The sequence below is a fragment of the Prevotella pallens ATCC 700821 genome, assembly GCF_000220255.1.
GTDB lineage: Bacteria > Bacteroidota > Bacteroidia > Bacteroidales > Bacteroidaceae > Prevotella > Prevotella pallens.
Genome location: NZ_GL982513.1, coordinates 1237785 through 1253730 on the forward strand (window position 1 = coordinate 1237785; position 15946 = coordinate 1253730).

General features: G+C 32.0%; 15 protein-coding genes. All 15 read left to right on the plus strand.

What is annotated here, in order from left to right:
• Positions 1 to 91 precede the first annotated feature (91 nt).
• The 15 genes from HMPREF9144_RS04725 (at position 92) to HMPREF9144_RS04795 (ending at position 15613) form a co-directional block, all read left to right on the plus strand.
• Complete coding sequence (locus tag HMPREF9144_RS04725) at positions 92 to 1063, plus strand: glycosyltransferase family 2 protein (RefSeq protein ID WP_006044747.1); 972 nt, start codon at positions 92 to 94, stop codon at positions 1061 to 1063.
• The gene (locus tag HMPREF9144_RS13970; RefSeq protein ID WP_006044748.1) at positions 1044 to 1736 is read left to right on the plus strand and encodes an acyltransferase family protein; all 693 of its coding nucleotides are present in this window, start codon (positions 1044 to 1046) and stop codon (positions 1734 to 1736) included. The genes HMPREF9144_RS04725 and HMPREF9144_RS13970 overlap by 20 nt, the downstream gene beginning before the upstream one ends.
• A gap of 355 nt (positions 1737 to 2091) precedes the next feature.
• Positions 2092 to 3126 (plus strand): polysaccharide pyruvyl transferase family protein, encoded by a 1035-nt coding sequence (locus HMPREF9144_RS04735; protein WP_006044749.1) that lies wholly within the window; start codon positions 2092 to 2094, stop codon positions 3124 to 3126.
• Positions 3123 to 4223 carry a glycosyltransferase family 4 protein gene (locus HMPREF9144_RS04740; protein WP_006044750.1) on the plus strand — a complete coding sequence of 367 codons (1101 nt, stop codon included), beginning with the start codon at positions 3123 to 3125 and terminating at the stop codon, positions 4221 to 4223. The genes HMPREF9144_RS04735 and HMPREF9144_RS04740 overlap by 4 nt, the downstream gene beginning before the upstream one ends.
• An 85-nt stretch (positions 4224 to 4308) precedes the next feature.
• Entirely contained in the window at positions 4309 to 4806 is a 498-nt protein-coding gene (locus tag HMPREF9144_RS04745) for a serine O-acetyltransferase (RefSeq protein ID WP_249031161.1), read from the plus strand.
• Positions 4803 to 5750 (plus strand): glycosyltransferase family 2 protein, encoded by a 948-nt coding sequence (locus HMPREF9144_RS04750; RefSeq protein ID WP_006044752.1) that lies wholly within the window; start codon positions 4803 to 4805, stop codon positions 5748 to 5750. Before HMPREF9144_RS04745 ends, HMPREF9144_RS04750 begins: the two co-directional genes overlap by 4 nt.
• 33 nt (positions 5751 to 5783) lie before the next feature.
• Positions 5784 to 6758, plus strand: coding sequence for a glycosyltransferase family 2 protein (locus HMPREF9144_RS04755; RefSeq protein ID WP_006044753.1), 975 nt, complete (start codon positions 5784 to 5786; stop codon positions 6756 to 6758).
• A gap of 22 nt (positions 6759 to 6780) precedes the next feature.
• A complete protein-coding gene (locus HMPREF9144_RS04760) occupies positions 6781 to 7923 on the plus strand; it encodes an EpsG family protein (protein ID WP_006044754.1) in 1143 nt (380 codons plus the stop codon).
• 11 nt (positions 7924 to 7934) lie between these two features.
• The gene (locus HMPREF9144_RS04765) at positions 7935 to 8807 is read left to right on the plus strand and encodes a glycosyltransferase family 2 protein (RefSeq protein WP_006044755.1); all 873 of its coding nucleotides are present in this window, start codon (positions 7935 to 7937) and stop codon (positions 8805 to 8807) included.
• Between the two features lie 324 nt (positions 8808 to 9131).
• Positions 9132 to 10244 (plus strand): glycosyltransferase family 4 protein, encoded by a 1113-nt coding sequence (locus HMPREF9144_RS04770; protein ID WP_006044757.1) that lies wholly within the window; start codon positions 9132 to 9134, stop codon positions 10242 to 10244.
• Between the two features lie 18 nt (positions 10245 to 10262).
• Positions 10263 to 11471 (plus strand): glycosyltransferase family 4 protein, encoded by a 1209-nt coding sequence (locus HMPREF9144_RS04775; protein WP_006044758.1) that lies wholly within the window; start codon positions 10263 to 10265, stop codon positions 11469 to 11471.
• A gap of 8 nt (positions 11472 to 11479) precedes the next feature.
• The gene (locus HMPREF9144_RS04780) at positions 11480 to 12118 is read left to right on the plus strand and encodes a sugar transferase (RefSeq protein ID WP_006044759.1); all 639 of its coding nucleotides are present in this window, start codon (positions 11480 to 11482) and stop codon (positions 12116 to 12118) included.
• Position 12119: 1 nt separating this feature from the next.
• A complete protein-coding gene (locus HMPREF9144_RS04785; protein WP_006044760.1) occupies positions 12120 to 13199 on the plus strand; it encodes a protein kinase family protein in 1080 nt (359 codons plus the stop codon).
• Positions 13193 to 14257 (plus strand): lipid II:glycine glycyltransferase FemX, encoded by a 1065-nt coding sequence (locus HMPREF9144_RS04790; protein ID WP_006044761.1) that lies wholly within the window; start codon positions 13193 to 13195, stop codon positions 14255 to 14257. Before HMPREF9144_RS04785 ends, HMPREF9144_RS04790 begins: the two co-directional genes overlap by 7 nt.
• Before the next feature lie 9 nt (positions 14258 to 14266).
• Complete coding sequence (locus HMPREF9144_RS04795; RefSeq protein WP_006044762.1) at positions 14267 to 15613, plus strand: DegT/DnrJ/EryC1/StrS family aminotransferase; 1347 nt, start codon at positions 14267 to 14269, stop codon at positions 15611 to 15613.
• Positions 15614 to 15946: the final 333 nt, after the last annotated feature.

Here is a 15946-nt window from a genome sequence, read left to right on the forward strand (position 1 = left end):
TATTAAAAAATATTTCCTGTTGCTATTACAAATAAGAAGATTAATCCACCTTCTGAACTAACAAAGTCTTATATTATAAATAAAATAAGTGATGGTAAAACTATCTTTTATAATCCCAATGTATAATGCAGCGAAGTATATAGAACGATGTGTGGAATCTGTATATCATCAAGGGCTAAATATAAATGATTTTGAAGTTCTTCTTATTAATGATGGGTCAACTGATAATACATCTGTTGTTCTAAATAGAATGAAAGACTTTTATTCTAATTTGTCAATATTTAACAAAAGTAATGGCGGACAGGGTAGCGCAAGAAACCTTGGTATTGAGGTCGCTACTGGTGACTACATTATGTTTATTGACGCTGATGATTATTTAATAGACTATCAGATTAAAGATTGCCTCCAAAAAACAATAGACAATAATTTGGAGGTATGTTGTATGCGTATAAAACGTCTTTTACCTTCCGGTAAACCTGCCAAAGTTAATGCTCCAAATTTCTCCGAAGTAGAGGTTTATACGGGTTCATGGTTATTGTTGCATGGATATTTCCCAGCTTCAGTTTGTGCGCATTTTTTTAAGAGAGATTTTTTACTTCGTTCTGGTATACAGTTCTTGACGGATATTATGCATGAAGATGTAGACTTCCAGCTTAAGTTGTTTGCTCATATTAAACGTTTTATGTTCTGTCATGTATATGTTTATACGTATTATTATAATCCAGAATCAACTGATCGATTGATGGACATTAACAAACAAAAACGTTCAATTCTATCAGATTTGCAAATATGCAAAAATTTAGTAGATTTTAGTCTCAACGAATCTTTAAGTGATAAACTAAAGTCTTTCTATATAAGAAAATCAAATTCGCAGTTAATTGGCTTATGTTTACACCTAGCTAACAATAGAGATTTAAGTTATGAATTTAAGAGACAGTTCATGTGTAAGGCATATCAAATGCATCTCTTTCCTATTAAAGGAGTATGTTCTTCATGGAAAACATATATTTTGAAGTTTATTATTAATAATTTTGCGTATATATATGATAGGTTCTATAAATAAGAGCAAATGTGTTTCTCGTCAATCTAACATAGAAATATTAAGGATTGTTGCAATGTTATTAATTGTACTCCATCATTTATGTATTTATGGAATAGAAAGTGGAGGCTTTATAATACAAGCGCTTGATTCTATCACAATTATAGGGGTCAATATTTTTCTGTTGATATCAGGATTCTTTTCTATAAAACTTAGATGGAGTTCATTACTGAACCTTTTCTTTTTATGTTTATTTTTTAATCTACTTCATGTCTTTCTTGACTCAATATTATTTGATATAGTTCATACTCCTGGTGATTACATAAAAGCTTTTATGGCTTTTAGTCATCCTGGAGGATGGTTTATGAATGTATATTTTTGTTTAGTCTTATTCTCACCTTTACTTAACTTAGCTTTCAAACAAATGGATCAGAAATTGGATGTATTAATCTTAATATGCCTTTCTGTTATAAATGTTTATCTTGGCTTTTTTTTGCATAATGATGTCAATAATAGTGGGTACAACTTATCACAATTTATTTATATATATTATTTAGGGCACTTAATACATAAACATTTTAAAACGTTGTGTGAAATTAAGAAGAAATATTTTATATTATTATATTTGGTTTCTTCGTTTATAACTATTATTTTAAGTTATTTTGGAATGAAGTATTGGAATTTTTCATTATTATAATTCTCCTTTTGTTATTATCTCTGCTGTTTGTGTTTTTAGTTGGTTTGCAAGATTAGAAATAAGAAACATCAAGTTTGTCAATGATGTCGCAAAATCTATGTTGGCTGTTTATCTTTTTTCGAATAGGGGTGGGATTGCAACACTTATTTATAAGTTAAGTCGAAATATCTATACTTTTTCCACTGAGATCTTAGTAATTCTTGGATTCATTGCTCTTTTATTTGGGATTTTCGTATGTGCAATAGTGATTGATAGGTTTAGGATACTTATTTGTTCTCCTCTATTACGATTGTTAGATGTTAAAATAAAAACTACAGAATAGATATTTTTGTAAAATAAATAAAATTTTAAAAAGATGAAATATCAGGTTTTATCTATTGGTAAAAAAATACCTACTGATTTTATAAATATAGGGGACTATATCCAAGGGGTTGCTTCTGCACAGTTTCTTCCGCGGTTAGATGGATTTATAGATCGAGAGCTTGTTGGCAAATATGAAGGAGAGTTGTCTAAAGTAATAATGAATGGATGGTATATGCATTATCCAGAGAATTGGCCACCATCTAAACAAATCATTCCATTATTTGTAGCATTACATATAAACTCTAATTTTAAAGAGCAACTGCTTTCGCCTAAAGCTATTGAATATTTAAAAAAGTATGGGCCTATAGGATGTAGGGATTATTATACGATGAGTATATTGAGAGCTAAGGGAATTGATGCATTCTTTTCTGGATGTATGACATTGACTTTAGGTTGTTGTTATCATTCTGAGAAAAAAAACAATAAGATTTACTTTGTAGATCCTTATTTTAAAACTCCTTCCTCTCTTAAAGAATTTCTTTATAATTCTCTCTATCTACTGAAACACTGGAAAACGATTTGTGTTATAGCTTCTAAATTTGAATTTTACTGGCATAGAGGTTTTTTTCATAGAGTTGTAGTTACATCTTTTTATAGACAATATATTAAGTTGTTCTCAAAAGGGGTGTTGTTAAATGCAGAATATGTTTGCCAAGAAAGTAAACGATATAAAAATAATTTTAAGGATGAAGAAGAGCGATTTGCAGAAGCTCAACGATTAGTAGAAGAATATGCCCAAGCAAAATATGTTGTTACTTCAAGAATACATTGTGCTCTTCCATGTTTAGGATTAGAGACACCAGTAATATATGTTGAGAATAAACAACAATCAGACACAAGTGCATGTCGACTAGATGGTTTAAGAGAGCTTTTTAATATTATTGAAAATGACAATGGCGTGTTGCGATCTTTATTTCCAATAGAATTACCTTTAACATATAAAAGTAACTTTTCTAATAAACCGCTATGGTATAATATAGCTGAAAAGTTGAAAAATATATGTGAAAATTTTATTCAAGCAAAATGAAATACAATATTGCATATTGCATAGAAGGTTTTTATAACCATGGCGGTATGGAACGAATTTTATCGGTGTGTGCAAATCTTTTATCTGATATTTATTCGATAACGATAATTGTTGCTAATCAAAGGGGTAGGGAACATGCATATAATCTTGCACAGAATATTAATGTTGTTGATTTATGTGTAAGTAGTACAAATTATAAAGAAGAATATAAGAAATCGTTAACTCGATATTTACAAGATCATCGATTTAGTGTTGTAATTTCTTTAGCGGGATTAGAACTATTTTTTTTACCTCAGATAAAAGATGGAAGCAAAAAAGTTATGTGGTTTCATTTCGCATTTGATGTTTCGAAAATGTTCTTGAGCGAAAGATTCCATGGTTGGAAATTGAATTTATTATATTATATCCATACAATACGTAGAATTTATTTTGCAAAGAAATTTGATACAATAGTTGTCTTGTCAAAATCGGATTGTGACTCATGGAGTAGATTCTGTAATAATGTTAAATACATTTACAACCCAATCACAATCGATAGAAAGGTAATTTCTAATCTTTCAGAAGAATCTGTGATAGCGGTAGGACGGCTTGGATGGCAAAAAGGTTTCGACTTTCTTATAGACTCTTGGGTGTTGGTTGATGATAAACATCCAGACTGGCATTTGGATATTTTTGGAGAAGGTCCAGATAGATTAGAATTACAACATCAGATAGACAGAAAAGGGTTACATGATAAAGTGAGGCTGTGTGGTGTAACAAAGCAAATAGAAGAGGAGTATGGTAAACATTCGATTTATGTTATGAGTTCTCGTGCAGAAGGTTTTCCTTTGGCTCTATTAGAAGCATCTAGTTGTGGTTTACCTATGATATCTTTTAATTGTCATCAAGGTCCAAATGAAATTATTCAGGAAGGTGAAAATGGCTTCCTTGTAGACGAAGTAGGAGATATATATACTTTATCTGATCGTATTTGTAAACTTATAGAAGATAATAATTTGCGTAATATGATGGGAAAAAAAGCGTTAGATTCTTCTTTTAGATTTGAAGGAGAAGTTATTAAAAAAGATTGGATAAGTCTCTTGAAACAATTAATTTAAATGCATGAAATATAAAGAATGTCTAGATTATATAAGGAGTGACTATTATCGTATATACGGACAATGCGATGTCAACATCTTTAAAATGTGGATTACAACATGGTTAGATGGTGGATTTCACTTTTTGTTTTGGCTACGTTTGTCTAACTGTAATAATTTGTTGGTTGGAGGGGTAAGTCGTTTCTTTTATCAAATATTAGGATTGAAGTATCAAATTTCTATACACCGACAGACTAAAATAGGCTATGGACTAAGAATAGTACATAATGGACCTATAGTTATAAATGTTTCTGCAACGATAGGTGATAATGTTGATATTTATCAGTATACGACAATAGGTAGTATGTTTTTAAAAGCTGCTCAGATAGGAAATAATGTTTATATAGGTCCATCTGTTTGTATAGTGGAGGATGTAAAGATAGGAGATGGAGTAACAATAGGAGCAGGTTCTGTAATTGTAAAAGATGTAGAAGAAGGTTGTACTGTTGCAGGGAACCCCGCAAAAGTCATTTCACATAAGGAACCGGGACGCCTCGTTTGGAGAAAATGGAATCGGGATTGGAATAAATATAATAAAAAATGAATCCACAAATATCTGTTATAGTTCCCGTATATAATGGAGAACAGTATCTCCATGAATGCATCGATAGCATTCTTAATCAAAGTTTCACAGACTTTGAATTACTATTAGTTGATGACGGTAGCAAAGATGGCTCTGGTCAGATATGCGATGATTATGCAAAGAAAGATTATCGTGTACAGGTTATACATAAACAAAATGAAGGTATAAACGCTACTCGAAGACGTGGTGTTCAGGAAGCAAAAGGCATTTGGATCTGTTTTTGTGATAATGATGATTCTTTACCAGCAGATGCTTTAGGCGATATGTCTCGCCTTACAGATAATACAGACATTGTTATTGGTTTTCCAGAAACACCATGCCATAAAAGGCAACTAACACTTACAGAATGTAGACAATTTCTAATATCTGGGAAACGAGTTCCACCAACACCATGGGCTAAATTATACAGAAGAAATATATTGTCGGACGATGTCTTTAACTTCCCCAGAGAAATAGACGGAGAAGAAGATATGATTATGAATATCCGCTTATTTTTTAAGATAGAACGTCCACCACGGTTTATATTTAAAAAAGTATACAATTTTCGACGTAATCCGATAAGTGTGTCTCATACAAAAGTTAGTAGCATTGAACATGAAGAAATTTTTGATTCTGTTCGTTCCCTATCTATCCCGCCCCATTTAAAAGAAACCTATATGCCATATATCTTGCATAGCAGGATAAATGGGTTGGTTGCTATTGCGGCTAACACTCCAGAAATTATATGTGTAAAAAGACACCCTTATATGAAAAGGCTTATGTATGATATCGAACAATACAATTATCATTGCTCCCCCATGGAATGGACTTTGTTACATACTACCTCTACTCTTTTGGTGAAGTTTATTGCTAATTTATGGATTATCTCTAACTTTATCAAATATCATACAGGATTAGTTAACTAAGCATTATTGATATACAAATACCTATAACTAAAAATGTTACTCTCCTTTATTATACCATTATATAACTGTCAAAACTTTATAAGGAATTGTCTTGATAGTATTTATAATACTATTAATTTAAACAAAGAGAACTTTGAAGTAATTGTTGTTGATGATGGTAGTACAGATGATAGCTATATAATATGTAAAGAATACGAGAATACTTTTTCAAATTTCCGGTTGCTAACTCAGAAGAATGCAGGTGCTTCCGCTGCAAGAAATAAAGGATTAGAAATCTCTAAAGGTAAATGGGTTTGGTTTGTTGATGGTGATGATAAAATAAGTTCTGAGGCAACGAGTTTAATTAATGAATTGAGTACGGATTTCTCGGAAAATATTGACTTAATTTGTTTCAATTATAATGTTGAAAATGAAAGATCTATAGATAAGATTGAAAACTTCCATCAGTCAAAAGAATATGATGGAGTAGGGTATTTAAGTCTTCACCATCGCCTCTATTTATGGGACAAAATTTTCAAACGTTCTGCTATTGGTAATATTCGTTTCCTAAATGGGACAAAGAATATAGAAGATATGTTATTTTGTTTGGAAACCATAGTTGATATGGATAAGATTTTTTGTAAGAACCTATATGGTTATACGTACAATAATCTTAATATAAACTCGACTTCACGATGTCGAAATAATCGAAATCTTATAAAGCTGAGCCAGGATACTTTTACCATACATACGGCCCTTAATCAATATTTAGAAACAAAAGATGGAGATAAAAGAAAAATCTTGTCGGAAATAGAAAATTTTAGTATCATTGGGCATCTATATAGTCTTATTCGATTCTATTCATTAAATAGTTTGCGACGAGGAATAAAGAAATATCGTTCACAAGGACTTTTTCCTTTAAGGTTTACATATAATAAGAAAGCTAACTTGTTTGTATTATTGATTAATTGTGAAACTGTAGTTCTTCTGATAAAGAGAATAGCTGATCTTTTTACAATTAAAAGATAATATTTTTTATGAGATTATAATTATGGCTATATACATATTACTTTTCTTTATCCCTGTTTTCCTATATTTCTATTATAATAAGAAGCAACAGGTACCCTATAAACCATTCTTAATCTTTTTTGTTGCGTTAGCTTTATTTGTTGGATTGGGTGATATGTTAGGTGGTTATGACCGTTATATTTATGGTGATCTTTTCGATAATTTAGCAGATGGCTTAAAAGTAGGAATCTCTACCTCTTCTTCTAGCTTATTTATTGCTTATCATTCCGAATTCGGATATGTAGGTTTAAATTGGCTTATAGCCCATATTACAAATAATAGGTATATTTTTATATTCTGTTATACTATATGTATGTATGCTATTATTATAGAATGTTTTAAAAAATATGCGAAGAACTACTACTTAGCGTCTATTTTGTTTATGGCTTTGATTTTCTTCTTTTCGTTTACGTATCTGCGACAAATGTTTGCTGCTGCAATTATAGGACTATCTATAAAGTATATTATCGAAAGAAAATTCTTAAAATTTTGTGCCATACTTCTTGTTGCTTTTTCATTCCATAATTCGGCTATTGTATTCTTCCCAATGTACTTTATTGCAAATAAGAAGTACTCGAAAACACATATATTGTTGTTAATGTCTGTATGTTTTATTATAGGTGTGAGTGGAATAACAAGTGGTCTTTATAATCTCTTTGATGATATATCTACTCGTGGGGCTCATGCTGATTATGCAGTTCAAGGGGATGCACGAGTTGCTTACATCTTAGAAGCAGGATTTTTTCTTTTTTTTCTAATTAGGTCTTATAAGTATTTACCAGATATCAGGCAAAGTATTGTTTTATATAACATAGCCTTAGGATTTTGTACTATTTTATTATTGTTTATTCGGTCTGAGAACGGAGGACGCTTAAGTTGGTATTTTGTATATGGGTTAATATTTTCTCTGACACAGTTATCGACTACCAATTATGGGAAGAAAATAAAGATGGGCTTACAGCTTTCTATTGTTGGCTTTGTCCTTTTCTTGCGTATTCTCACGTCATGGGGAGTTTTATTGTATCCATATAAAACCTTTCTGACTAATGGGCATAGAGAAAATGATTATATCTTCAATAAGTATGAATACGATGATGGATATGATAGAGATAAATTCTATAGATAACAGTTAAGGAAATGTTGATAACTGTATTTACTCCGACATATAATCGTGCAGACCTTTTGCACCGTTTATATGACACTTTAATTCTTCAAACATATAAGAATTTTGAATGGGTTATAGTAGATGATGGCTCTAAGGATAATACTAAAGACGTTGTTAGTTCCTTTGTAAAAGAAGGGAAAATAAATATACATTATGTACAGCAAAAGAATGGCGGAAAGCATAGGGCTATTAATACTGGCATTGGATTAGCTAAAGGAGAACTCTTCTTTATTTTAGACAGTGATGACATTCTTCCAAATAATTCTTTAGAACTTGTTGTAAAGACTTATCAACCGATTAAATATGATATGTCTTTTGCAGGTGTGTCAGGTATAGATGGAAATTTTGATGGACGTATAATAGGTAGTGGGCTTCCTGATGAGTCTATAGATTGCGATTCTGTTGATATTCGATATAAGTTTCATGTAACAGGAGATATGAAAGAAGTCTTTCGTACTTCTGTAATGAAGGAGTTTCCTTTTCCAGATATAGAAGAAGAAAAGTTTTGTCCAGAGGCTTTGGTATGGAATCGTATTGCTAAAAAATATAAGTTACGTTATTTCAATAAGATAATATACAAGGTAGAGTATCAAGCAGAAGGATTAACATCTAATATAGTTAATGTTAGAATGAAAAGTCCAATTACCTCTATGATGTGTTATGCAGAGATGTTAGATCTTAACATTCCCTTTAAAGATAAGATGAAAGCAGCTATTAACTATTGGAGATTTCGTCTGTGTTATAATGGAAATAGTAGTTATCCGAAGGTTTCTGGACTATGGAATGCTGTAGCACCTTTAGGTTGGTTGATGCATTTGAAAGATAAACGTGTAAATAAAAGATAGTTATGAGTATTCTATAATTCACAACATCTGTGGATATAGATGAAATAGGAAAGTTAGTCATAAATTAGGTTCCAAACATACTAACACAGAATATGATATATGATTATGTATCTTCTCAGGAGCAAAGATATCATTACTATTGCGTAAATTTTTCAACTTTGCTGTCATTCCTGTCATTCGAAAATAAAGCATAATCTGTTGAATATCACTTCCCTATGTTGAAATGTTAAAAGTGACAGCAAATAGTTTTTTAACTTATTGTGGTATTCTTATTTGGAATACGATTAAAACAGGATTATTATTGTAGAATAAACGCAGCTGATAATGAGAATATTACAAGTCATAACATCTTTGGATATGGGAGGTGCTGAAACGTTGGTCGTTAATTTGATACCAAGGTTACAAGCTTTAGGAAATACGGTGGATTTATGTGTCTTTAATGGCACAGAGACACCATTGACTCAGAGATTGAAGAAAGAGTGTCCACAGACAAAGATATATGCGTTAGGACATGGGGTTTATAATCCACTCTATATATTCAAACTGGTAAAGATAATGAAGAATTATGATATTGTTCATACGCATAATTCTTCACCGCAGCTATTTGTTGCAATCACCAGTTTGTTTAATTCTCCAAAACTTGTTTCTACAGAACATAATACGTCTAATAGGAAACGAAATTGGAAATGGTATCGCCCAATAGAAAGTTGGATGTATAGCAGGTATAATCATGTGATATGTATCAGTAAGATAGCAGAAGAGAAACTAAGAGAGTATATGGGTGGGAAGTGGCTTGTCGAATCATCAAATAGGTACAAGTCAATTACCACAATAAATAACGGGATCGATGTAAATGCTATTTCAGAAGCTGTACCTTGTAAGGAACTATTAGAATTAAAAGAAAATCGTAAAGCTATTCTGATGGTTGCAGGATTTCGTAAACAAAAGAATCAAGATACTATTATTAGGGCTTTAACCCTATTAGATAAGGAAAAATATGAGATCTGGTTTGCTGGTATAGGTGAACGGATGGAGGAAGTAAAACAATTAGCTTTGTCTTTAGGCGTATGTGAACGAGTGAGATTTTTAGGCTTACGTACTGATATTCCAAATGTTCTGAGAGCAGCAGATGTTATTGTAATGTCTTCTCATTGGGAAGGATTGAGTCTTAGCAATGTAGAGGGAATGAGTGCACATAAGCCTTTTATAGCCTCTGATGTTAATGGCTTGAAAGAAGTTACTAAGGGATATGGTATACTTTTCCCGCATGAGGATGCAAAGGCATTAGCTGAGGAAATTAATCGTTTAGCAAGTGATGAGACTTATTATAATGAAATAGCTGAACGCTGTTACAATAGAGCATTAGAATTCGATATTAGTAAAATGATAAACGGCTACAATCAAGTCTATCAAAAAGTAATTAGTAACTTTGATTAGATTGATATAAGTATAGCTATGGAGAAAAAGAAAAAAATAGTAAGATTGACCACTGCTGGCGAAAGTTTAGATGATCTTTTAATAGGACAACTAAAATATTTAAATCAATATTTTGATATTATTGCTGTTGCAAAAGATGACGGACGCCTACAAAAAGTAAGAAAGCGAGAAGGAGTTAGAGTTGTTGATGCTCCCATAGAACGGCCTATTTCCTTATTAAAGGATATTATTGCATTACGATGGTTGATAAATTTCTTTAAACAAGAGAAACCATGGTGTGTGCATGCCAATACTCCAAAAGGGTCATTATTGGCTATGGTAGCAGCATGGATTTGTCGTGTTCCACATCGTATTTATACAGTTACAGGACTAAGATATCAAGGTGCTACTGGAAAGTTTAAGTTTGTCTTACAAACAATGGAACGAATAACTTGCGCTTGTGCGACTAAGGTAATTCCAGAAGGACAAGGTGTTTTAAAAACTTTGAAGAATGACCATATTACTAATAAACCATTAGAAGTTATTTTGAATGGTAATATAAATGGTAAAGATACATCATTCTTTAGCGTGGAAAGCTTGTATGAGAATTGTGAATTGGAAAATGGAAACAAGCGATTAAGTATCAGAAAAGAAGAGTCTATTAAGGATGTAATACGTAAGGAATTACATATTACTGCTAATGATTTTGTTTTCATATTTGTCGGGCGAATAGTTAATGATAAGGGCATGAAAGAGTTGTCTAAAGCTATGCAATCCCTCCTTAAGAAAAACTATCATCTAAATCCCAAATTACTATTAGTTGGAGACTTTGAATCTAAGTTAGATCCTTTATCGCCTGAAGATGAAAATTTCTTTAAAAATAATAGTTCTGTTCTGTTTGTTGATTATCAGAAAGATGTACGACCTTATCTTGCAGCTGCAGATGCATTAGTATTTCCTTCCTATAGGGAAGGTTTTCCCAATGTTGTTCTTGAAGCAGGCTGTATGGGGTTACCTTCAATCGTTACCAATATTAATGGTAGTAATGAAATCATAGAGGAAGGAGTTAATGGTAGAATTATTCCACCTCGCGATTCAGATTCTCTTTTCTTTGTTATGGACTGGATGCTAACACACTTATCCGATGTTGAGCTTATGGCAAGTAATAGCAGGAGGCTTATTCAAGAAAGGTATGAACAGGAAAAAGTATGGGAAGCACTTTTAGATATGTATAAATCACTTAGTTAAAGAATATTATGTATAAACATTTCTTTAAGCGATTAATAGATTTTGTAGCTTCATTTATAGCATTGGTTATTTTTTCTCCTTTACTATTAATAGTTACAATATGGTTGCATTTTGCCAATAAGGGAGGTGGAGCCTTTTTTCTCCACTCTAGGGCAGGTTGGAATAATAGAGTATTTAAGGTGATTAAGTTTAAAACAATGACCGATGAAAAAGATGAGAATGGAAACTTATTGCCTGATGGTCAGAGGTTGACAAAAGTTGGACGTTTCGTGCGTAGTACTTCGTTAGATGAACTTCCCCAGTTGTATAATGTACTTAAGGGAGATATGTCCTTAATAGGGCCACGTCCATTGTACGAAGATTTCTTGAAATGTTACGATGAAGTACAAATTAGAAGGCATGAGGTGCGACCAGGTATAACAGGATGGGCTCAAGTTAATGGCAGAAACTTTGTACAATATAGTAAGAAATTTGAATATGATGTATGGTATGTAGACCATATTTCTCTTAAACTTGATATTAAGATTCTTTGGAAGACTTTTCTTAACGTTATACAGCGAGATGGCATTGGAGAAGGAGAAGTGCAAGATGAGTTGGTAGACGATCTTGGATTCGGTGAAAAACTACGAAAACTGAAAGAGAAATAACATGAAAGAGTTTGGATCTGATTTTCATTCTTTGAATATTTCAGCAATACACGATAATACCATTTTTACTTATTATCCCAATGCCATATTTGTAGCAGATGGTAGACAGGCCATAGAATTATTAATCATTCATTATAAATGGAAAAGAATTTGGATACCAGAGTATTTCTGTTGGGAAATTATTGAATATATTCAACATCGGTGTAAAATAGAAGTTAAAACATATTTTGACAACCCCTTAAATGAGGAAATTTATCTTGTAGAAAAACTATCTTTTATAGATGGTGATGTATTACTTAGAATGAATTATTTTGGGTTAAGACAATACCGAAACTATTCTAATATCTCAATCCCAGTGATTGAAGACCATTCGCACAATATTTTCGATGAATGGAGTCAGAATAGTAAAGCTGATTTTTGTATAGCCTCATTGAGAAAAACTCTTCCATTAGCAGGGGGTGGAATGATTTGGAGTAATTCTCATAATTTATCAAAATTATCAACTTTAATAGAGAATTCTCATCAAAACGAACAACTTGCAAGAATAAGATGGCAAGCAATGGAAGATAAAGCTCACTATCTTAATATAAATGAAACTGAATGCAATTCAAGTCTAAAGGACTCTTTCAGAGCAAAATATATACAAACAGAAGAAGGATTTGACCATTTGCCTATCAGTAGAATATCTATACTTGATAAACTTTTCTTAGAAAAGTTTGATATTAATGAATGGCATAATAGGAAGTTACAGAATTGGCAGTTGCTTATCCATACACTTTCAAAAATATTAATAACCAAAGACATTCGTATTTTTTATCCAAGCTCTGATAAATGTATTCCTTTTTCTTTACTATTATTATTTCGTAATACTCAACAGCGAGATTTATTTAGGTTGAACTTGATAAAGCATTTTATTTACCCAGCAATCTTATGGAATTTACCAGAAAACTGTTCGGATAGCTCTAAAGATATATCGAACAGGATGCTTTCAATACATTGTGACGGAAGGTATAGCAGTGAAGACGTAAATGAGATGGGAAATATTATATATAACTTTTTAATTCATTTTGATAAATGCTGAAGATTATAGACTTTGAGCATAGAACGGAATGGGATAGAATAGTTCTTTCCTTTCCTAATTATGATATATATTATCTTAGTGGATATTTAGCTCCATTCGAAGTACATGGAGATGGAAAGCCAATTTTAATTTACTATGAGGGAGAGGAAATAAGAGCAATTTGTGCTTTCATGCTTAGAGATATATCAAATGAGACATGGGCACAAGGTTATATCGATAAAGGAACGTTTTTTGATGCAATCACTCCGTATGGGTATGGAGGGTGGATATTAGATGGAAATACTTCAAAAGAAAAAATAGATATTTTTTGGAAAGAAGTAGAAACGTTTATGCATAATCAAAAAATTATTAATACTTTCACACGATGGAGTCCTTGGCTAAAAAATCAAGAATATTTAAGAGGATGGTCGAATGTTATTGATTTAGGAAATACCATTTATATTGATTGTACATCTGAAGAAGGTATTTTTCAAAATATAAAGAGTAAAGATCGTGCTACTATAAGAAAAGCTATTAAAAATGGTGTAGTTGTAAAACATAGTGATGACACAACTCTCTTTGAGAAATTCTATTCTATATACAATGCAACTATGGATAAAGATAATGCTGATGATTATTATTATTTTAAACCAAAGTTCTATAAATCTATGTCAGAGAACTTACAAGGACAATGGGAGTTTTTTTATGCAATACTTGGTGAAGAAATCATTGCAATGAGTATTATGCTTATGTGCAATGGAAGAATGCATTATCATCTTTCCGGCAGTGTTATGGAATTCCGTAATCTTAATGCTACTAATCTTATTTTGTATGAAGCTGCAAAATATGGAGCTCAACATGGGTATAAATTATTACATCTTGGTGGAGGAGTTGGTAGTGGTGAAGATCCTTTATATAAGTTTAAAAAAGCCTTTAATAAAAATGGAGATATTGGATTTAGTATATCAAAAGATTGTTATGATATAAACAAATATTCTTATCTAATTGAGCTTAGGAAGAAAATAGATCCATCATTTGATGTATCAACTTCATTCTTCCCAGCTTATAGATCAAAATAAATTATAGAGATGGAGAGAAAATATCTATGTCTCGCCCACATGAGTGGTAACGAGCAAAAATATGTTCAGGAAGCATTTGATACAAATTGGGTTGTACCATTGGGGCCCAATGTGAATGCTTTTGAAGAAGAATTAGCAAAGTTTTTTAAATCAAAGCCAAATAATACAGACTTTTCTGCTGAAACCTATCCTAAAAATATTCAGGCACACCATAATAATCCAGACGAATTGTGGAGAGATGAATATGAAGATTTAAGAGATAAGCAAGTGGTTGCACTTTGTTCTGGCACGGCAGCTGTTCATTTGGCTTTGATTAACTTAGGAGTTAAGGCTGGCGATGAGGTTATTTGTCAAAGTTTTACCTTTTGTGCTAGTTCTCACCCTGTTGCTTATTTAGGTGCGACACCTGTTTTTGTTGACTCAGAAGTTGACACATGGAATATGTGCCCTGTATTACTTGAAGAAGCTATCAAGGATAGAATTGAAAAAACAGGTAAAAAACCAAAAGCTATTATTGTTGTTTATCTTTATGGAATGCCAGCTAAGATAAAAGAGATATTAGAAATAGCTAATCGTTACAATATTCCTTTGGTTGAAGATGCAGCAGAAGGACTTGGCAGTAGATATAATGGGAGAGCAGTAGGTACGTTTGGCGAATATGGTGTAATGAGTTTTAATGGTAATAAGATGATTACGACTTCTGGTGGTGGTGCACTTATTTGTCCAGGTAAAGAAGCAAAAGAGCGTATTATGTTTTTTGCAACGCAGGCACGCGAGGCTTTTCCATATTATCAGCACGAAGAGATTGGCTATAATTATCGTCTTAGTAACGTTTGTGCAGGCATAGGTCGTGGTCAAATGACAGTGCTTGATGAACATATTGCGCATCATAGACACATTGCTAAATTGTATAAAGAAGGATTTAAAGATATAGAAGGAATTACTTTCCACGATAATCCAAACGAGCTGTCTGACTCTAATTTTTGGCTTAATACTATTACTATTAGAGAGGATATTAAGGTTATCGACCAGGATAAAGCTTACAATAAAGCTGTAGCAGGTGCAGTTGGCGGCGCAGCAGGCGTGGTTCATTCAACAGGAGTAGTTCATACCAATTGCGAACCAAACTCGAATGTTGAAGCGATGCGAATAGCATTAGATAAATTAGGTATAGAAAGTCGTCCTCTTTGGAAACCAATGCATTTACAACCAGTTTATAAAAATTCTCCAGCCTACGTTAATGGTGTAAGCGAAGAACTTTTCAAAAAAGGACTCTGTCTTCCATCTGGTCCGATGATTAGCGATGAAGATGCAAAGTTTATCATCGAATCAATAAAAGCAGCCATTATAAAATAAATCTATCGTTTCGCATCAATTGCAGAAATAATATTAACCAGAGCTAGAATCATAATGGATTCTAGCTCTGGTTGTTTTATTTACGAAAATATCTGTATGCTTTTAAAATAAACTTGATAGAAAAATAAGATATATTGAAGGAAGGGAGTAATTGTAATGAATCCTACTCTATATAGTCGGGTCTAAAACAATATATTATTGCTCAACAGCTTATAGTAACACATAATTTTAAATATACGAAAAAGAAATTCATACTATTCATCACAAAAAAATATCTTTTAAGTCTTATAATCTGGAACCATAAATATTGCAGTTAGGTTATGATATCTAATA